Here is a 20,218-nt window from a genome sequence, read left to right on the forward strand (position 1 = left end):
ATGAAAACAATATTAGAACCTTTATTCAAGCATAAAACCCTAACGAAAGACGAAGCGAAACAAGTGCTAACCGACATTGCTTTAGGGAAATACAATCCAAGTCAGATTGCTTCATTCTTGACCGTTTTTATCATGCGAAATATTACGCTAGATGAGCTTTTAGGATTTAGAGAAGCGTTGTTGAACTTGTGTCATAAAATCGATTTGTCAGCCTACAATCCGATGGATGTATGTGGCACTGGTGGCGATGGAAAAAATACGTTTAACATTTCAACGCTGACTTCTTTTGTGGTTGCTGGTGCAGGAATTCCAGTGGCCAAACATGGGAATTATGGTGTTTCGTCTATTTCGGGTTCGTCTAATGTTTTAGAAACTTTGGGTGTTGTTTTTCAAACCGATGAAACTGTTTTGAAACAACAAATTGAGGAAACCAATATCTGTTTCTTACACGCACCATTGTTTCATCCAGCCATGAAAGCCGTAGGCCCGATTCGTAAAGAATTAGGTGTTAAAACTTTCTTTAACATGCTTGGACCACTTGTAAATCCAGCTTTTCCAAAGGTTCAAATGACTGGCGTTTTTAGTTTAGAATTGGCGCGAATGTATCAGTATTTGTTGCAAGAAGAAAACAGTCAATACACCGTAATTTATGGTTTGGATGGTTTCGACGAAGTAACGCTGACCGATAAAACCAAGTTGATTACAAATACAGGCGAACGTTTTATAGAAGCCAAAGATTTTGGTTTTAAAAATATAGCTTTTTCAGAATTGTATGGTGGCGAAACTTTAGAAGAAGCAGCAGCAATTTTTACCACAATTATTGACGGAAAAGGAACCGACTCGCAAAACAATGTAGTTTTAGTAAATGCCGCTTTGGCGATTCAAACGTATCATCCAAATCTGAATTTTGAAGAAGCATTTGATCAAGCAAAAGAATCACTTTTCGGATTGAAAGCTAAGAATTCGTTTAACCGATTAAAAGAAATTCAATGAACATTTTAGATACAATAAAAGCACAAAAATTAAAAGAAGTTGCCAATTTAAAAGCGCAATTTTCTACCACTTTTTTAGAAGAACAACCTTTGTTTAATTCGGCGACACATTCTTTGAGAAAAGCTATAGAAAGTTCGGTAACTGGCGGAATTATTGCCGAATTTAAACGAAAATCTCCAGCTAAAGGAAACATAAATTTGGATGCCAATGTAGTTGAAGTTACGGAAGGTTATGCTAACGCCGCAGTTTCTGGATTATCGGTTTTGACTGATGTAGATTTTTTTGGAGCAAGAACTAACGACTTTGAATTGGCGCGAAAAAACAACACCATTCCGATGTTACGAAAGGATTTTATGGTCGATGAATACCAAATCATTCAATCGAAAGCGATGGGCGCGGATGTGATTTTGTTGATTGCTAAAATTTTGACCAAAAAACAAATGCAATCGTATACCAATTTAGCTCACGAATTAGGAATGGAAGTATTTCTAGAAACCCAAAACGAAGTCGAAATTTTGGAAAACATGGATATGAATTTTGATTTAATCGGAATCAACAATCGCAATCTAAATTCTTTTGAAGTTTCCGTTGAAAACAGCATAAAATTGGCGCAATTGTTACCTAAATCGAGTATTAAAATTGCTGAAAGTGGAATCAATTCTTTAGAAACAATTCAGCTTTTGCAAGCCAATGGATTTAATGGATTTTTAATGGGAGAATATTTTATGGCAGCCGAAAATCCGTCAGAAAAATGTAAAAATTTAATTCGACAATTACTATGAAAATAAAGATTTGCGGAATGAAATTTCCGAAAAACATACTTGAAGTCGGCGCCTTGCAACCCGATTATATGGGATTTATTTTTTATCCAAAATCGAAGCGTTATGTTGGTGAAGATTTTTCATCTAAATCGTTAGAAAAATTGCCTGAAAACATAAAAAAAGTCGCTGTTTTTGTAAATGAAGATATTAATCGAATTATTGAAATTCAAAAGCAATTTTCGTTTGATTTTATTCAATTACACGGAAATGAATCGGTTGCTGATTGTAAAGTTTTAAAAGAAAATAATATCAATGTTATCAAAGTATTTTCGGTAGATCCTTATTTCAATTTTAATGAAGTGGTGGCTTATGAAAAAGTATGCGATTACTTTTTATTTGATACTAAAACGCCTAAATATGGTGGAAGCGGAAAAACATTTGATTGGGAATTATTAGAAAATTATACTTTATCAAAACCATTTATTTTAAGTGGCGGATTAAGCATTCATACTATCGGTAAGCTTAAATTTAATAAGTATCCGATGTTAGCTGGATTGGATTTCAACAGCAGATTAGAAGATTCAAATACTAAAAAAATTACTGAAGAAGTTAGTGAATTAATAGAAAAAATAAGAAGACGATGAAAACGACTTTACAACCAGATGAAAATGGATTTTATGGCGAATTTGGTGGTGCATTTGTACCCGAAATGTTGTATCCAAACGTATTGGAATTGCAACAAAATTACTTGCAAATTATAGCAACTGAAGACTTTCAAAAAGAATTCAAATTGTTATTAAAAGATTATGTTGGTCGACCAACACCATTGTATTTTTCCAAGAATTTATCGGAACAATTCCAGGCGCAAATTTATTTGAAAAGAGAAGATTTGAATCACACTGGCGCACACAAAATTAACAACGCCATTGGTCAGGTTTTGTTAGCCAAAAGATTAAATAAAAAAAGAATTATTGCTGAAACTGGCGCAGGTCAACATGGCGTTGCAACTGCTACTGCTTGTGCATTGTTAGGTTTGGATTGCACGATTTACATGGGCGAAATCGACATTGAACGCCAAAAACCAAATGTAGAACGTATGCGTCTTTTAGGTGCAAAAATTCAACCTGCAACTAGCGGAAGTAAAACGCTAAAAGATGCTACAAATGAAGCCATCAGAGCTTGGATAAACGATCCTGTCGGAACGCATTATATTATTGGTTCGGTGGTTGGTCCGCATCCTTATCCCGATTTGGTGGCACAATTTCAATCGGTGATCAGTGAAGAAATTAAAATCCAATTGAAAGAAAAAACAGGCGATGAAAATCCGGATTACGTTGTAGCGTGTCTTGGCGGAGGAAGCAATGCGATTGGAGCTTTTTATCATTTTATTGATAATGGAAAAACTCAATTAATTGCTGTTGAAGCTGGAGGTTTAGGAGTTCATTCTGGTAAAACAGCAGCAACAATAGCTTTAGGAAAAAAAGGAATCATTCACGGAAGTAAAACCTACTTAATTCAAACTGATGACGGACAAATTGTCGAACCACATTCGATTTCGGCAGGATTGGATTATCCTGGAATTGGTCCGATTCATTCTTATTTGCATGATACTAATAAAGCAGAAGTAGTTTCAATAACCGATGATGAAGCTATGCAAGCGGCTTATGATTTGTCACGAATAGAAGGAATTATTCCCGCAATTGAATCGGCACATGCTTTGGCGTATTTGCATAAAATGAAATTGAAAACTACCGATGTTGTGGTCGTGAATTTATCAGGAAGAGGCGACAAAGATTTGGCAACATTACAAAATTACAGAACAGATGAAAAATAGAATCCAAAACTTATTTGAAACCAAAAAAGAGAACATTTTGTCGTTGTACTTTACGGCAGGATTTCCAAATTTGAACGACACGCTTACCATTTTAAAACATATAGATGAAAGCGATGTTGATATGATTGAAATTGGATTTCCGTATTCTGATCCTTTAGCAGATGGACCAGTTATTCAAGAAAGCAGTGGACAAGCGATTGAAAACGGAATGACTTTAAATCTTTTATTCGAACAATTGCAATCCCTTCGAAATATCACTCAAAAACCAATTGTATTGATGGGTTATTTGAACGTAGTTTTACAATTTGGCGAAGCAGCATTCTTAGAAAAATGTGCTGAAGTTGGTGTTGATGGAATCATAATTCCTGACATGCCATTGTATTATTATCTTTCCAATTTTAAAAACTTATGCGAAGTAAATCAAGTTTCAAATGTGTTGTTAATAACACCAGAAACTTCGGAAGAACGCATTAAACAATTGGATAGTTATTCGTCCGGATTTATTTATTTGGTTTCTTCTAATAGCATAACAGGAAGCACCAATGCGATTACTTTTCAAACTGATTATTATCAACGTATTCAGAATATGAAGTTGCAAAATCCGCATTTAATAGGTTTTGGTGTTCATGATAAAAAGACTTTTGAAACGGTTTGCGAATTTGGTTCAGGAGCAATTATTGGAAGTGCTTTTATTAAGCATTTAAAAGAGAAAGGAACGAGTAAAGAATCTATTCAAGGATTTGTTGAAGGAATAAGGAAATAATCCTTTATAGTCGGAATAAAAGGTATGCTGAAGAGTATGCCTTTTTTTATTGCTGTTTACGAAACAAAGAAACTACTAAATAAACATCTTTTATAAAATCTTCTCATAAACAATGGATATTCCTAAAAACAAAAAAATCCAGTCTAAATAAATAAACTGGATTTTTTATCATTAGTATTCATAAACTTCGTAGCCCCAAGGTTTGATTTTCCTTTCACTACCACTTAAAGTTTCTACTTTTTCGCTAAAGACATTGTGAGTTTTTCCTAATAGTGTTTTATCAGAAATTTTGATACTTTGCTCTTTATCAGAAAAATTTAAAATAACAAGGATTTTTTTGTTGTCTTTTTCTCTGGTATAAGCATAAATCATATTTTTATCTCCTAAATCAACTTTTTTGAAAGATGCATTGGCTGAGAGCGCTACATTTCTTTTTCTTAGATGAAGTAATGTTTTGTAGAATTTCTCTCGTTTAAGATTTTTAAATTCCATCGGATCTTTGTCAAAGAATTTTATAGCTCTTAAAGTAGGTTCTTCTTGTCCGCTGTAAATTAATGGAACACTGTTTTTCATTGTTTGAGTAAATACTGCAAAAGGTGCATGCACTTCATTTGGAAAAGTGCCATAATCGGCATGATTCCAACTGTTTTCATCGTGGTTGCTTGTGAAATACATTTGGATGGTATTCTTTGGGTAACGCGTTTCATTCTCTTTGTTGATACTGTCTAAACTAAACGCAGGTCTTTTTCCTTTGGCCACTTTTTCCATCATTTTGAACATGTGCCAAGGATAAACTGCGTCAAAACCACTTTTTGGAAGATACGTGCTATCACCTTCAGCAAGCATAAAAACATTCTTCATTTTTTTCAATTGTGGAATGGATTTTTTCCAAAAATTAGCTGGAACATTCCAAGCAACATCACAACGAAAACCATCGATATCGGTATCTTTAATCCAAAATTTCATAGCAGCAACCATACTATCTTGTAAGACAGGATTTTTAAAATCTAATTGTCTAACGTCAGCCCAATCAAAAGCTACTGCTGCTTTTCCTGTACTATCTTTTACATAAAAATCAGGATGTTGTTTAAGCCAACGATGGTCTGCTCCAGTATGATTTGGAACCCAATCAATAATGACTTTCATTCCTCTATCATGAATAGCTTTCACTACATTTTTAAAATCTTCCATGGTGCCAAATTCTGGATTAATAGAAGTAAAATCGGAAACCGCATAGTAGCTTCCTAAAGAACCTTTTCTATCTACTTTACTAATTGGATTTATGGGCATGAACCAAATAGTTTCAACTCCCATTGCTTTGAGTCGGTCAAGATGTTTAGCAAAAGCATTTAGAGTGCCTTCTGGAGTATATTGTCTAACATTAACCTCATAGATGTTGCTTTGCATAATCCACGCAGGATGACTATCAATAAGTTCATTGTTTACTATCTCTGGTTTGCTTTTTTTACAACAAACAAAAGAAAGCAGAACAATTATCAAAAGTATTGGAATACGAATTTTCTTCATTACGAAATGAATTTGATAGTTAGAAAAAGTAAATATAAAAAAAATCTTGAAATAGCTACCAATTTGGTTTTGATTTTTTGGTATGATTTGAAAGAAATTGGTAATTTATAGGAATAAAAAAAGCCTCTACAAAAAATGTAAAGGCTTTAAAAAGCTCCCCCTCTTGGGCTCGAACCAAGGACCCTCTGATTAACAGTCAGATGCTCTAACCAACTGAGCTAAGGAGGAAACTGTATATTTTTAATTTTATAAGAACTTTTCTATTGCTTTTCTATTTCTAGAGCAGATTGTTTATCTGTTAAGCGGTTGCAAATATAGGGTGTTTTTTATTTTAAGCAAATTATTTTTTAATTTTTTTTAATGATTTGCAAAAAATTTATCCATCACTAATTGGTAAATATCTTTTCCGAAAGTTAAAGCCATTAGACTCAGCAAGATAATCATTCCAAACGTTTGAACGTAACCTGCTGTTTTTTCGTTTAAAGTTTTACCGGTTATCATTTCTACAATTGTAAAAAGTGCATGTCCTCCATCTAATCCTGGAATTGGAAGTAAGTTCATAAAGGCTAAACCAATTGAAAAAAGTGCTGTGAAGCTCCAAATAAACTCCCAGTTCCATTCGTCTGGTAACATTCTTGCAATACCGATTGGACTTTTTACTTGTTTGTAAGCTTGAGTTTTTGGTTTTAATATTAATTTGAATTGTTTTACATTATAAACAAGTAATTCCCATGATTCTTTCATAGCTTGTGGCAGTGCACTGCTAAAAGAAAGTTTGTTAACAACTTCAAATTTTTCTTTGTTAGTTGTAAGACTTAAACCTGGTAGAAAACCTAATTTACTATTTTTATCAAGTTTAGCTTTAAGGTTTACGATTTGATTTTCTCTTTGAACCTTTAGAGCAATTGAATCGTTAGGTTTATTAGAAATTAGTTCTGAGAATTCGTCAAAATATTTAAATTCTTTATTGTCAACTGAAATAATTTGGTCGTTTACTTTTAAACCTGCATTGAATGCTCCTGATTTTGGTAAAATAGAATCGATTTTAAATCCTTCAATTCTTGAAGCCATAAAGTTTTTACCTTCTGCGCCTAATATTTTTGCTTTATCTTCATCTGATAAAGTAATTTCTTTGTTTTGTCCGTCGCGATTTACAATTAATTTATCACTTAAAAGAACGTCAATAATTAATCTGTTGAATTTGTTTTGAACTAATTCGCCGTCTACTGAAACAATTTTGTCTCCATTTTTAAAGCCTACATCTTTTCCTACTTGGCTAAAACTTAGTCCATTTTTTTGTACTACATCAGTTGCAATGTATTTCTGTCCAACTGTAGAAAACATTATAGTATAAATTGTTATCGCTAGAACAATGTTTACAAATATTCCTCCCAACATGATTATTAAACGTTGCCAAGCTGGTTTCGAACGAAATTCCCATGGTTGAGCTGGTTGTTTCATTTGCTCTGTGTCCATGCTTTCATCAATCATTCCTGAAAGTTTCACGTATCCTCCAATTGGTAACCATCCAATACCCCATTCTGTTTCTCCGATTTTTTTCTTAATTAGTGAAAAACCAGCATCCATAAAAAGGTAGAATTTTTCAACTCTTACTTTAAAAATTTTTGCAGCAATGTAGTGACCGAACTCGTGAAGTATAACTAATACTGAAAGTATAAAAATAATTTGTGCAACTTGTATCATTTAATCTTGTAATCTAATGTTTCTAAAAAAAGCAAAAGTAAGGTTTTCACCTTACTTTTTACTAATTATGTTGTTTATGTCTAATTTTTTATAATTTTTTTATGAAATGTCCCTTCAGATGTTTGAATTTGAACGAAATGTACACCAGATGATAATTGGTTAACGGAGAAATCTAATTCATTACTCTCAATTGTTTTTTGTCCTAAACTATTAAAAATGATTACTTTTTCTATAGAAATATTACTTGGTATTTGTATGTGTAATTCATTTGACACAGGATTTGGGTAAAGAGCAATAGCTTTTTCTAAATCGAAATTTTCATTACCTAATGTGACCGTGTTGTTTTTAGAGATTATATCTTTTTCAGGGTCGAAATTTGCTCCAGTAATAGCAAAAGGAACAGATATGATGAACTCTTGATTATTGGTTGTATTTTCTAAAATTGTATCAAATGTTTGCCCTCCGGCGCCAGTTAATCTTACTGGAATTGGCATTTCAAAGAACGAAACACTACTGTGAGATTGTGTTTGGCTTACAGTAATCTTGGCTTGTCCAGCACCCCAATTTTGTGCAGTAATATTATAAGTTGGATATCCTTGATTAAAAACCCAATCATTAAAAAATTCGGTTAAACTACTTCCATATACGGCTTCTAAATGATATTTTAAATCGCTAGTTACGGCATATTTAAATGCTAAATTAGTGTCAGCTAGATAATTTCTTAAAGCTTGAAAGAACATTGTATCACCCATTTTTAGTCTCAACATGTTTAAAACCATCGCGCCTTTGTTGTAGGATAATCTTGAACTGAATATACGTCCTACATTTTGAGCCTCGGTATCTGTTAAATAAACAGAACCATTTGTTTGCGAGGTTATATTGTTAATTAAACTGTTTTTATTTGCAATAAAAGCGGTATTTCCGTCAAAATTTTCAATCACTAGTGATGATAAATAGGTTGCAAATCCTTCATTTAACCAAATGTCTTTCCAGGTCCCACAGGTAATTTTATCACCAAACCATTGGTGTGCTAGTTCATGAGCAATTAAACCACGACTAAAATTTTGCATAAAGGAAACTGTAGTATGTTCCATTCCTCCTCCCCAGCCGAATTGTGCATGTCCATACTTTTCGTTATGAAAAGGATATACTTCAAATAACGTTTCAAACAAATTCATAATTAAAGGTGTTTGTGCTAATTGAGTTTGAACAGCAGGTGTAAGAGTTTCAGGATAAATGTAATTTACTATGGGAAAATCATTTGGAGCGGTTCCTGCAGTTTGATTAAAAATAGAATAATTAGTAACTGCAATAGCTACTAAATAAGCAGGAATTGGATAGTTGTGCTGAAAATGCGTTATTTTATTAGAACCCGTAATAACTTGGCTAATTTCAAGACCATTAGATACACTAACGTATTGAGAAGGCGCTGTAATATAAACGTCGATAGAATTTATTTTATCATTTAAATCTTGTTTACATGGCCACCAATCTCTAGCTCCAAATGGTTCAGATAAAGTATAAATAACTGGAGTTCCACTGTGAGTTGAAGCCGTAAATGCTTGTTCCCCAGTTGCAGGTGCGCCTGAATAATTTATTTCAATTGTTTGTGATGTTCCTGCTAATTGTGTCGAAGGAAGCGTAATAACAAGTTCATCATTTGTATTTTGCAAGAAAGTAAGATTTGTAGTGCCTAATTTTACCGAACTCACGACTAATACGTTAGTTAAGTCAAAAGTTACAGTTGACATATTAGATAATGCTGTATAAGTTGTAGTGACTTTTCCAACAATGTTATAAACAGCTGGATTTACAGTGAATTCTAATTTTGATAAGTAACATCATAATTTAATGTATTCGGATTAACTGCTAATTCCATTAAACCTGAGGCCGATTTCATCTCAGCTTCAACGATTTCATTTAACTCTTTTTCATTGGTTTGGGAAAATGAAAAGCTTATTGAAAAAAGGAAAAATAATAGGTAGGTTTTTTTCATGACAAATGGTAATTTTTTGCGAATATAGTAATTATTTGGCTTTGCAATTTGTAAAGTTTCATCTTAAATAGAATTAAGTTGCTAAAACAGATAACTTTACATACAATAATAGAAACTCATTGTAATATTCTATTAATAAAAATCAATTCCTTAAATTTGCACCCGAGCCTGAAAGGCGAACTGAGCGAAAGCTAATCTTATAAAATTTAAGTCATGTTGCAGATAGCATTTATTAGAGAAAACCAAGAGAAAGTTGTTAAAGCTTTAGCTAAAAAACACATGGATGCCAAAGCCATTGTGGAAGAAATTGTTCAAACTGATGATTTGAGAAGAAGTTCTCAAGCTGAATTAGAAAACACTCTTGCCGAATCCAATAAATTATCTAAAGATATTGGCGAAATGATGAAGAATGGTGAGAAATCTAAAGCCGAAATATTAAAGCAAAAAACGGTTCAACTTAGAGAACTTGGAAAAGAGTTGTCTGAAAAAGTGGATGCCTTAGCTAACGAAATCACCCAGAAACTTTATTTATTACCAAATCTTCCAGCGGATATTGTACCAGAAGGAAAAACTCCAGAAGAAAACTTAAATGTTTTTGAAGAAGGTGATGTGCCAAAATTACATGAAGGCGCTTTACCACATTGGGAATTGGTAAAAAAGTATGACATCATCGATTTTGAATTAGGAAATAAAATTACAGGTGCAGGATTTCCTGTTTATAAAGGAAAAGGAGCAAAATTGCAACGTGCTTTAATTACCTATTTCTTAGATAAAAATACTGATGCAGGTTATTTTGAATATCAGGTGCCTCATTTAGTAAATGAAGCGTCTGCTTATGGAACGGGACAATTGCCTGATAAAGATGGTCAGATGTATCATGATGCAACTGATGATTTGTATTTAATTCCTACAGCAGAAGTTCCAGTAACTAATATTTTTAGAGATGTAATTTTATCTGAAAACGAATTACCAGTAAAATGTACAGGTTATACGCCATGTTTCCGTAGAGAAGCAGGTTCGTATGGCGCACACGTTCGTGGATTGAATCGTTTGCATCAATTTGATAAAGTAGAAATAGTACGTGTGGAACATCCAGAGAAATCTTATGAAGCATTAGATGAAATGGTTGAACATGTAAAAGATATTATGCGTGAATTGAAATTGCCTTATAGAATTTTACGTCTTTGTGGAGGTGATATGAGTTTTGCTTCAGCATTAACTTACGATTTTGAAGTGTTTTCAACGGCTCAAGACAGATGGTTAGAAATTTCATCAGTTTCTAATTTTGAAACTTTTCAAGCGAATCGTTTGAAATTAAGATTTAAAGATAAAGACGGAAAAAATCAATTGGCCCATACGTTGAACGGAAGTTCTTTAGCGTTACCAAGAGTTTTAGCTGGAATTTTAGAAAATTACCAAACACCAGAAGGAATTGTAGTTCCTGAAGTGTTGCGTAAATACACAGGATTTGACATTATTAACTAAAAGTTAATCTTATATAAATAATGTACTAAATTGGCACAAAATGTGTTACTTTAGTACATTGTTTTTTAAAGGTAGTTTATGAAAAAAATCATTGCTTTATTATTTATATTCTTATCACTATTTGTTCATGGTCAAAACGAACAATTGGCGCTAAACTACTTTGATAGAGGTGAGTTTGAAAAGGCTTTGGTAAGTTATGAAGAACTACTAAAAGCACAGCCTAATAATTTCAATTATTTTCAGAAAGCAGTAGAATGTTATCAGCAGTTACAGCAATTTGATAAGGCAGAAAAAGCCATTCAAGAACGATTAGACAAATACAAACAAGGCAATTTCTTAGTTGAATTAGGGTATAATTATCAGCTCCAAAAAAATCAAGAAAAGGCCAACAAGTATTACGATCAAGCTATTGATAAAATTAAGAAGAATCCAAGTGAGGTGTATCAAATAGCCTATGTTTTTGATAGAAAAGCTTTGGTGGATTATGCTTTATTGGCTTATCAAACAGCAGTTTCGTTGGAACCTAAGTTCAATTTTAATTTCCAAATGGCTTTGCTTTATGGTCAGAAAGGCGAAACAGATAAAATGATTGACATGTTCTTGACAGAAGCATATACCAATCCTCAAAACTTGATTATGATTCAAAATCAGTTATCTCGTTTTACAACAGAAGAAACAGATGTAACTTTTAACGATGCTTTGAAAAAAGCTTTATTAATTAGAATTCAAAAAAATCAAGATATTTTTTGGAATGAATTTTTGAGTTGGTTTTATGTTCAACAAAAGGAGTATGGAAAAGCTTTTATTCAAGAAAAAGCTATTTACAAAAGAAATCCAGAATCTTTTTCAAACATTGTAAATTTAGGTCAATTAGCTATTGAAGAAAATGATCAAGAAGCGGCAAAAGAAATATTAGGTTTTGTATTAGAAAACACTAAAGATTTGGATTTGCAAATTCAATCACATTCCTATTTAATGGAAATGAAAATTGCTAAAGCGCTTCCTAAAGATTATCCATTAATTAATCTTGAATTGGATAATTTGATAAAGGAGTTTGGTGTTAGTCCGTTTTCTTTATCTCTTTTGAAAATTAAAGCACATTTTGTGACATTTAACATGAAAGATGCAGAAACTGGAAAAGTCATTTTGAAGAACGTTTTAGAAATGACATTGAATAGAGATCAAGCAGCAGAAGTTAAAATGGAATTGGCAGATATTTTATTATTTGAAGAAAAATTCAATCAAGCCTTAATTTATTATTCGCAAATTGAGAATGACGCTAACAATAGTCCTATTGGACAAGAAGCAAGCCTAAAAACAGCCAAAACTAGTTATTTTAAAGCTGACTTTAAATGGGCAGAACACCAATTGAAAGTTTTAAAATCGGCTTCAACCCAGTTGATTGCTAATGACGCTTTAGATTTATTTCTTTTAATTTCGGATAACACTGTAGAAGATTCGACACAAGTTGCTTTAAAGAAATTTGCTCGCGCCGATTTTTTATTATATCAAGAAAAAAAACAAGATGCCTTAATCGCTTTCCAAGCTATTTTAAAAGAAAATAAAGGTGATGCTATCGAACCCGTAACCTTATTAAGAATTGGAAAAATCTATGAAGAATTAGGTGAAACTAATGCTGCTTTGGCAAATTATAAGTTGATTTTAGATAATTTTAAAGAATGTATCTATATAGATGAGGCATTATTTTATTCTGCTGAAATTTACAATCAATTGAATGATATTGAAAAAGCAAAACCACTTTATGAAGAAGTTATCACTAAGCATGAAGACAGTATTCACTATGTAACTTCGCAGAAAAAATACAGGAAACTTCGAGGCGATTCAATTTAGTTTTTAGATAGCAGTAATTAAAAATAGCAATTTATTATCATATGATATTATACAACGTAACAGTAAACATCCATGAAAGCGTCCACAATCAATGGATGAATTGGATGCTAACCAAACACATAAATGACGTTCTTGCCACTGGAAAATTCTCTTCAGCAAGAATGGTAAAAGTTTTAGTTGAAGAAGAGATGGGCGGAACAACCTACGCCATTCAATACACTACTGATAGTAAAGAAACTTTGCAACGCTATTACGATGAAGATGCGCCAAGATTAAGAGAAGAAGGAGCAAGACTTTTTGGGGACAAAATGTTAGCTTTCAGAACGGAGTTGGAAATGATCTCGGAATTTTTTCAGACGAATTAGTTTTTAGATTATGCTGCGTCTTTTCCGCGCAGGCGGAAATCCAAAATAGAGCGATATGTATAATAACTTAAATCAGTATTACATTTATATTTTGGCAAGTAAAAAAAACGGAACACTCTACATAGGGGTTACTAATGATTTAGAAAGAAGAGTTTTTGAACATAAGAATAAAATCAATCCGGGTTTTACTTCAAAATACAATGTTGACAAATTGGTTTATTTTGAAGCATTTGGATTTATTAAAGATGCGATTGCAAGAGAAAAGCAATTAAAAAAATGGAACCGACAATGGAAAATAAATTTAATTGAAGAAGAAAATCAAGATTGGAAAGATTTAGCATTTGATTGGTATGATTAAGTAATTTTGTAAAAATGGATTCCCGCCTGCGCGGGAAAGACGTAGAATTTATAACTTTATTTAATTTTTCTTTAAAATAAAAACCTTAGCGACTTAGCGCCTTCGTGGCAAACAACATGGAAAAAGTAAAAGCAAAAAAACACCTCGGACAACATTTCTTAAAAGACGAATCTATCGCTAAAGCCATTGCCGATACTTTAAATCTTGAAGGTTATGATGACGTATTAGAAATTGGTCCAGGAATGGGTGTTTTGACCAAATATTTATTGGAAAAACCAATTACGACATATGTTATTGAAATCGATACAGAATCGGTAGCGTATCTTGATGCCAATTATCCAAAACTGAAAGATAAGATTATTTCTAAAGATTTCTTGAAATACAATATCAACGAGGTTTTTGACGGAAAGCAATTCGCAATCATTGGTAACTTTCCTTACAATATTTCCACACAAATAGTTTTCCGAACTTTAGAATATCGCAATCAGATTCCGGAGTTTTCTGGAATGTTTCAAAAAGAAGTTGCCGAACGAATTTGCTCCAAAAAAGGAAGTAAAGTCTACGGAATTCTATCGGTTTTAGCCCAAGCATTTTATGATGTAGAATATCTTTTTACCGTTGATGAAACCGTTTTTGATCCACCACCAAAAGTAAAATCGGGCGTTATGCGTATGCGTAGAAAAGAAAATTATACTTTGCCTTGTAGCGAAAAATTACTTTTTACTGTAGTGAAAACTGCTTTTCAACAACGCAGAAAAACTATGCGAAACAGTTTAAAATCACTAAATTTGTCCGATAATTTAAGAGAAGATACTATTTTTGATCTTCGACCAGAGCAATTATCGGTAGAACAATTTATTGAACTTACCCAAAAAATAGAGGCCAATGCAGTTTAAAATCAGCAAAGAACTTTTAGTTCAAATAGAGCAATTAATTCATCAAAAGAACGACCAAGAGTTGGAAATTTTGTTGAACGACTTGCACCATGCTGATATTGCCGAAATTTTTGATGAGTTAGAAACCAATGAAGCCATATATATTTTCAAAATATTAGATAGCGAAATTACTGCCGAAATTCTAACCGAACTTGAAGACGACGTTCGTGAAAAAATACTTCGCGGACTTTCTGCCAAAGAAATTGCTGAAGAGCTTGATGAACTTGACACCGATGACGCAGCAGATATTATTGCCGAACTATCACAAAGCAAAAAAGAAGAAGTAATTTCTGAGCTTGAAGACGTTGAGCATGCTAAAGATATTGTTGATTTATTACGCTATGACGAAGATACCGCCGGAGGTTTGATGGGAAAAGAGTTGGTAAAAGTCAATGAAAATTGGAACGTACTAACTTGCGTAAAAGAAATGCGAATTCAAGCCGAAAACGTTACAAGAGTTCATTCTATTTATGTTGTCGATGATGAAAATCGTCTTAAAGGAAGATTGTCACTAAAAGATTTATTAACAACATCAACTAAAACACCAATTAGCGAAGTTTATATCAAAAAAGTAGATTCTGTTAGAGTTAACGCATCTAATGTTGAGGTTGCACGAATCATGCAGAAATACGACTTAGAAGCCATTCCAGTGGTTGATGAAATGGGACGATTAGTTGGTCGAATTACCATCGATGATATCGTTGACGTAATCAAGGAAGAAGCCGACAAAGATTACCAATTAGCTGCCGGTATCTCGCAAGACGTAGAAGCTGATGATAGCATTCTTGAACTTACCAAAGCGCGTTTGCCTTGGTTAGTCCTTGCACTTTTTGGAGGTTTTATAAGCGTAACATTACTTGAAAGTTTTCAAGGAGCGATGCAATTTCACAAAGAATTATTCTTTTTCACACCACTAATTGCCGCTATGGCAGGAAATGTTGGCGTTCAATCATCAGCAATTATTGTTCAAGGTTTGGCTAATCACACCATCAGCGGCACCATATTTAATCGATTGTTAAAAGAAATCTCCTTGAGTTTGTTCAATGGATTAATTTTAGCAACAATATTATTTGTAGGAAGTCATTTTTTATTAGGTGTTGAAACCAAAATAGGAATAATAGTAACCATTGCCTTAGTTTCAGTGATTATTATTGCCTCATTAATTGGAACTTCCATTCCACTTATCTTAGATAAATTTGGTATAGATCCTGCACTTGCCACAGGTCCATTTATTACAACTAGTAACGACATTTTCGGAATATTAATTTACTTTTCAATTGCTAAATTAATTTTAGGGTTTTAGGAGCGAATGGCTTGGTCATTATTTATAAACCATTTTCCTGCTTTACGTCATGCACGGCATTTCCTCCAATCAGGGCTAGATTGTATTTGTCTTTTCCTTTTGTTTCGGTTTTCAAAAAATAATTGACGTGAGTTCGACATAGGATTTTATAAATTTAGACACGAATTGCAAGAATTTACACTAATTATTTTTTAATAATTATATTTCACGAATTAAAATCTGATTTTATCGGTGTATTTTTTTCCATCTTCAATTCGTGTAAATTAGTGCAATTCGTGTAAAAAGATGAATTTTTATTCGGTTTATATATCGAACTCACGTTAATTAATTTACTTTTTGCGTCAAGTTTGTCATTTCTACGAAGGAGAACTCACATCCTAAATTATGTTTATTTTTTTAATGCGATTTCTCCTTCGTCGAAATGACAAAATTCCTGAAACAATTTCTTTTCGAAACACATTTTTCTTAATGAACCTTTATAACTTAATGGTTTCAAAAATTAGTTTTATATTTAACCTTCAAAAATTAGTAACCCGAAACCCGAAACCTTGAAACCCGAAACTATAAAAATCCTCTACATCGACAGTAATCATCCGTTATTATGGAATCAACTTGAACAAGCAGGTTTCACTAACGAAGAAGATTTCACTTCCACCAAAGAAGAAGTCGAAGCAAAAATCCAAAACTATAACGGAATTGTAATTCGTTCACGTTTTAAAATCGACAAAACATTTCTTGATAAAGCAGTCAATTTGCAATTTATTGCACGAGTTGGCGCAGGTTTGGAAAGCATCGATTGTGATTATGCTATCGAAAAAGGAGTTCATTTAATCGCAGCTCCAGAAGGCAATAGCAATGCTGTTGGCGAACACGCACTAGGAATGTTATTGTCTTTAATGAATAAATTAAATCGTGCCGACAAGTTAGTTCGCGAAGGAAAATGGATTCGTGAAGGCAATCGAGGTTACGAACTAGAAGGTAAAACAGTTGGAATAATTGGTTATGGAAATATGGGAAAATCATTTGCCAAAAAACTACGTGGATTTGATGTAAAAGTACTCTGTCACGATATTTTAGAAAATGTTTCCGATGAAAACGCTACTCAAGTTTCGCTGCAAGAACTTCAAAAACAAGCCGATGTATTGAGTTTGCACCTTCCATGGACACCAGAAACCGATAAAATGGTAGATTCAGAATTCATCAATGCGTTTTCAAAACCGTTTTGGCTCATCAACACCTCAAGAGGAAAAAATGTAGTAACTACCGATTTAGTGAATGCATTAGAATCAGGAAAAGTTCTCGGCGCAGGTTTAGACGTTTTAGAATATGAAAAACTTTCGTTTGAAAACTTATTCATCGACACTGAGAAACCAGCAGCTTTTCAGTATTTATTAGATTCAGATAAAGTTCTTCTTACGCCACATATTGCTGGTTGGACCTTTGAAAGTCATGAAAAATTAGCACAAGTTATTGTCGATAAAATCATCAAGTTTTATAAAGGATAACTTTTTAGTAACTTTTGTAGTAATTGTTCGTCTTATTATTAAAATTTTATATTTTAGTAAAATTAAAAATCAATAACACTAACCAACAAAACAAAACATGGAAGTAATCAATCCGAATGAGCCTCATTGGAATAAACCAAACAATATTCCTGAGTTTAAAGTAGATCCAATAATAGTTTTATTATTAAGCTTCATAACTTGTGGACTTTATTTAATTTATTGGAATATAAAAGTCGCGGAAGTGCTAAATGCAGTTGCTGAAAGAGAAATTATATCAACACCAATTGCAGTTTTTGCTGGATGTTGTTTACCTGTGAACCTTTATTTTTACTATATCGCTGGTAAAGATGGTTTGCCAAAAGTGTATCAAATTACAGGTGAATTGCAAAAAGACCAATCAACCTTGTTGTTGGTTCTAGGATTGTTTTTTCCTTTTGCAGCAGCAATGATTGTTCAAGGTGACATCAACAGACTTTACCGATAGAAAAAAGAACTAAATATAAAATTTACGGTATTATTGGTGCATTAATTACACTAATAATACCGTTGTTTTTGATGCTTACCAACAAAAACAATCATTTAGAAACGGATCAATCTTTATGTCCGTTTAAAGTCTTAACCGGAATGCCTTGTCCATCGTGCGGAATCACAAAATCTATTGTGTATTTTTATGATGGAAACCTAGTAAAAAGTTTTTACTATCATTTATTAGGTCCGATTGTAGTTATGTTTTGTTGTTTTATTATTGTTTTGTTTATAATAGAAATAAAAACAAAAAAGGACTATTTCAAAAACTATTTCTATAACAGAAAACTAGCCTACGGATTAGCACTATTTTTACTTATTTATCACATTTTTAGATTGTTTTATTTTCTCAAAAACCACTCATTTGATGATGTTTTAAAGGAATCAATTTGGAAATAATTTGCTTTTTAAACAAAAAAGCTTCCTTTATTTTATAAAAGAAGCCAATTATTTTTAACAAGCAACATGATCCCGAATATTGAGAAAAAACTGGAAACTATTCTTGTTTCTCGCTCAATTTTCTTTCCAATTCCGCTTGAAATTCTTCCATTACAGGTTTCATAGTGCTTTCTGGGATGTCGGCAATTCTTATGTACATTAAACCATCGATGGCGTTGTTGAATAAAGGATCAACATTGAAGGCAACCAAGCGTGCATTTTGCTTGATATATTTTTTAATTAAAACTGGTAATCTTAAATTTCCTGGTTCTAATTCATCAATGATTTTATCAAATTTATTTAAATCGGCTTCTGCTTCATCGAAGATAAAATCCTTATCGGCATCTTTTAATTTTACTTTAAATTCCTTTTTAGGATGCACATATTGCGCAATGTAAGGATCGTAATAATTGGATTTCATAAACTCAATCATCAACGACTTTGAGAAATCGGTAAATTGATTACTGATACTCACGCCACCAAGTAAAAATTTATGTTCAGGATAACGTAAGGTAGTATGAATAATTCCGCGCCAAAGTAAAAACAACGGCATTGGTTTTTGTTGGTATTCTTTTACGATAAAAGCTCGTCCCATTTCGATAGACTGCTTCATCATATCGTGCAATTCAGTTTCAAATCGGAATAAGTCATTTAAATAAAAACCATCCATTCCATATTTAGGAAAAATCTCCGAACCTAATCCCATTCGATAAGCACCAGCAACTTTTTTTGTATCTTCATCCCATAAAAACATGTGATGATAATATTTGTCGTATTTATCTAAATCGATAGATTCGTTTGTTCCTTCACCAACTTCACGGAAGGTGATTTCTCTCAAACGTCCAATTTCATGAAGAATATTTGGAATTTTATTGGCTTCTGTAAAAAACACTTCATAGTTCTTACTTTGAAAAAATCTTGAATCGGTTTTACGCAATTCTTCCACTTCAGCAATCATTTTTTCCTGACTTGCAGGCGTAACGATTTTCTTTGGACTTTTTGGTGTTTTTAAATTTGGAACCGTCAACAATTTACTTTCTTCATTGAAAGAATTTGCCAACATATAGGTCTTCTTTCTCAAGAATTCAGAATATTCATCAATTGATTTATATTCATTTTGTTCGGCAACAGAAATAGGTTTTCCAATTCTAACTTTAATAATTCTATCTTTTTGAGAAAATAATTCTGAAGGTAATTTTGCTGTTCTAAGTGTACCGCCAATTTTAGAAAGAAAATAAAATAATCGGCTATTCTTCGCATGAAAGTATATTGGAACAACAGGAACTTGAGCTTTTCTAATTACTTTAATTGCGCCTTCTTCCCAAGCTTTGTCAACTACTAATTTGCCATCTTTATACGTAGAAACTTCACCAGCAGGAAACATTCCCAAAGGTTTTCCATCACTCAAATGACGTAACGTTTCTTTAATTCCAATAACGCTAGATTTAGCATCTTTATGATTTTCAAACGGATTTACCGGCATGATGTATTGCTTCATTGGCTCAATTCTGTGCAATAAAAAATTGGCAATAATTTTGAAATTGGGTTCTTTTTCCAACATCAATTTCAATAACAAAATACCGTCGATTCCACCAAGTGGATGATTGGAAATAGTAATATACGCACCTTCTTTTGGAAGACGTTTAAAATCTTCTTCAGGGATTTCAAATTTAATTTCTAAATCGTTTAGAATTGCATTCAAAAACTCAACGTCTTTTATGTGCTTATTTCTATCATAAATTTTATTTAAGGTAGAAATTTTTAAAATTTTCATCAGCAACCAACCCGAAAAAGTACCGAAAACTCCGTACTTATCAGCGTTTATTGCTTTTGCAACTTCTTTAGCAGTGACTAAACCCATTCAGTTATTTGTTT

General features: G+C 32.6%; 19 protein-coding genes and 1 tRNA gene. 14 read left to right on the plus strand and 6 right to left on the minus strand.

Annotated elements, in window-relative coordinates:
- From trpD to trpA, 5 genes are read left to right on the plus strand one after another with little or no spacing between them, the layout of a single operon-like run.
- Nucleotides 1–993, plus strand: coding sequence for an anthranilate phosphoribosyltransferase (gene trpD / locus ABD766_RS06740; protein WP_344815942.1), 993 nt, complete (start codon nucleotides 1–3; stop codon nucleotides 991–993).
- On the plus strand, nucleotides 990–1,775 hold the full coding sequence (locus ABD766_RS06745) for an indole-3-glycerol phosphate synthase TrpC (RefSeq protein ID WP_344815943.1): 786 nt from the start codon (nucleotides 990–992) through the stop codon (nucleotides 1,773–1,775). The genes trpD and ABD766_RS06745 overlap by 4 nt, the downstream gene beginning before the upstream one ends.
- On the plus strand, nucleotides 1,772–2,398 hold the full coding sequence (locus tag ABD766_RS06750) for a phosphoribosylanthranilate isomerase (protein WP_344815944.1): 627 nt from the start codon (nucleotides 1,772–1,774) through the stop codon (nucleotides 2,396–2,398). The genes ABD766_RS06745 and ABD766_RS06750 overlap by 4 nt, the downstream gene beginning before the upstream one ends.
- Nucleotides 2,395–3,588 (plus strand): tryptophan synthase subunit beta, encoded by a 1,194-nt coding sequence (trpB, locus tag ABD766_RS06755; RefSeq protein WP_344815945.1) that lies wholly within the window; start codon nucleotides 2,395–2,397, stop codon nucleotides 3,586–3,588. Before ABD766_RS06750 ends, trpB begins: the two co-directional genes overlap by 4 nt.
- Nucleotides 3,578–4,351 (plus strand): tryptophan synthase subunit alpha, encoded by a 774-nt coding sequence (gene trpA, locus ABD766_RS06760; RefSeq protein ID WP_344815946.1) that lies wholly within the window; start codon nucleotides 3,578–3,580, stop codon nucleotides 4,349–4,351. The genes trpB and trpA overlap by 11 nt, the downstream gene beginning before the upstream one ends.
- Nucleotides 4,352–4,522: 171 nt before the next feature.
- Here the strand turns inward: trpA and ABD766_RS06765 are convergent, their stop codons facing one another.
- The 5 genes from ABD766_RS06765 to ABD766_RS06785 all read right to left on the minus strand — a co-directional run bounded on the left by ABD766_RS06765 (nucleotide 4,523) and on the right by ABD766_RS06785 (nucleotide 9,578).
- Nucleotides 4,523–5,878: an alpha-amylase family glycosyl hydrolase gene (locus ABD766_RS06765; protein WP_344815947.1), complete on the minus strand. Its 1,356-nt coding sequence runs from the start codon at nucleotides 5,876–5,878 to the stop codon at nucleotides 4,523–4,525.
- A gap of 154 nt (nucleotides 5,879–6,032) precedes the next feature.
- Nucleotides 6,033–6,106 (minus strand) — tRNA-Asn (locus ABD766_RS06770).
- Nucleotides 6,107–6,235: 129 nt separating this feature from the next.
- On the minus strand, nucleotides 6,236–7,582 hold the full coding sequence (gene rseP / locus ABD766_RS06775) for an RIP metalloprotease RseP (protein WP_344815948.1): 1,347 nt from the start codon (nucleotides 7,580–7,582) through the stop codon (nucleotides 6,236–6,238).
- Between the two features lie 80 nt (nucleotides 7,583–7,662).
- Entirely contained in the window at nucleotides 7,663–9,375 is a 1,713-nt protein-coding gene (locus ABD766_RS06780; RefSeq protein ID WP_344815988.1) for a M1 family metallopeptidase, read from the minus strand.
- A 29-nt stretch (nucleotides 9,376–9,404) separates the two neighbouring features.
- The gene (locus ABD766_RS06785) at nucleotides 9,405–9,578 is read right to left on the minus strand and encodes a hypothetical protein (protein WP_344815949.1); all 174 of its coding nucleotides are present in this window, start codon (nucleotides 9,576–9,578) and stop codon (nucleotides 9,405–9,407) included.
- A gap of 213 nt (nucleotides 9,579–9,791) precedes the next feature.
- On the opposite strand from ABD766_RS06785, the gene serS reads away from it, so the two are divergent.
- From serS to ABD766_RS06830, 9 genes are all read left to right on the plus strand, one after another.
- Nucleotides 9,792–11,063 carry a serine--tRNA ligase gene (serS, locus tag ABD766_RS06790; RefSeq protein WP_344815950.1) on the plus strand — a complete coding sequence of 424 codons (1,272 nt, stop codon included), beginning with the start codon at nucleotides 9,792–9,794 and terminating at the stop codon, nucleotides 11,061–11,063.
- A 78-nt stretch (nucleotides 11,064–11,141) separates the two neighbouring features.
- Nucleotides 11,142–12,914 (plus strand): tetratricopeptide repeat protein, encoded by a 1,773-nt coding sequence (locus ABD766_RS06795; protein WP_344815951.1) that lies wholly within the window; start codon nucleotides 11,142–11,144, stop codon nucleotides 12,912–12,914.
- A 41-nt stretch (nucleotides 12,915–12,955) separates the two neighbouring features.
- The gene (locus tag ABD766_RS06800) at nucleotides 12,956–13,279 is read left to right on the plus strand and encodes a DUF4286 family protein (protein WP_344815952.1); all 324 of its coding nucleotides are present in this window, start codon (nucleotides 12,956–12,958) and stop codon (nucleotides 13,277–13,279) included.
- A 55-nt stretch (nucleotides 13,280–13,334) separates the two neighbouring features.
- On the plus strand, nucleotides 13,335–13,637 hold the full coding sequence (locus ABD766_RS06805) for a GIY-YIG nuclease family protein (protein ID WP_298309307.1): 303 nt from the start codon (nucleotides 13,335–13,337) through the stop codon (nucleotides 13,635–13,637).
- A 116-nt stretch (nucleotides 13,638–13,753) separates the two neighbouring features.
- Nucleotides 13,754–14,533 carry a 16S rRNA (adenine(1518)-N(6)/adenine(1519)-N(6))-dimethyltransferase RsmA gene (gene rsmA / locus ABD766_RS06810; RefSeq protein WP_298309309.1) on the plus strand — a complete coding sequence of 260 codons (780 nt, stop codon included), beginning with the start codon at nucleotides 13,754–13,756 and terminating at the stop codon, nucleotides 14,531–14,533.
- Nucleotides 14,523–15,875, plus strand: coding sequence for a magnesium transporter (gene mgtE, locus ABD766_RS06815; RefSeq protein WP_344815954.1), 1,353 nt, complete (start codon nucleotides 14,523–14,525; stop codon nucleotides 15,873–15,875). The genes rsmA and mgtE overlap by 11 nt, the downstream gene beginning before the upstream one ends.
- Before the next feature lie 548 nt (nucleotides 15,876–16,423).
- The gene (locus ABD766_RS06820; RefSeq protein ID WP_344815955.1) at nucleotides 16,424–17,380 is read left to right on the plus strand and encodes a 2-hydroxyacid dehydrogenase; all 957 of its coding nucleotides are present in this window, start codon (nucleotides 16,424–16,426) and stop codon (nucleotides 17,378–17,380) included.
- A 97-nt stretch (nucleotides 17,381–17,477) separates the two neighbouring features.
- Nucleotides 17,478–17,864 (plus strand): DUF4234 domain-containing protein, encoded by a 387-nt coding sequence (locus tag ABD766_RS06825; protein WP_298307345.1) that lies wholly within the window; start codon nucleotides 17,478–17,480, stop codon nucleotides 17,862–17,864.
- A gap of 140 nt (nucleotides 17,865–18,004) precedes the next feature.
- Nucleotides 18,005–18,304, plus strand: a complete 300-nt coding sequence (locus ABD766_RS06830) for a DUF2752 domain-containing protein (protein ID WP_344815989.1) — start codon at nucleotides 18,005–18,007, stop codon at nucleotides 18,302–18,304.
- Nucleotides 18,305–18,401: 97 nt separating this feature from the next.
- Here the strand turns inward: ABD766_RS06830 and ABD766_RS06835 are convergent, their stop codons facing one another.
- Complete coding sequence (locus ABD766_RS06835; protein ID WP_344815956.1) at nucleotides 18,402–20,204, minus strand: GNAT family N-acyltransferase; 1,803 nt, start codon at nucleotides 20,202–20,204, stop codon at nucleotides 18,402–18,404.
- Nucleotides 20,205–20,218 lie beyond the last annotated feature (14 nt).

This window comes from Flavobacterium cheonanense, from assembly GCF_039539185.1.
Lineage (GTDB): Bacteria > Bacteroidota > Bacteroidia > Flavobacteriales > Flavobacteriaceae > Flavobacterium > Flavobacterium cheonanense.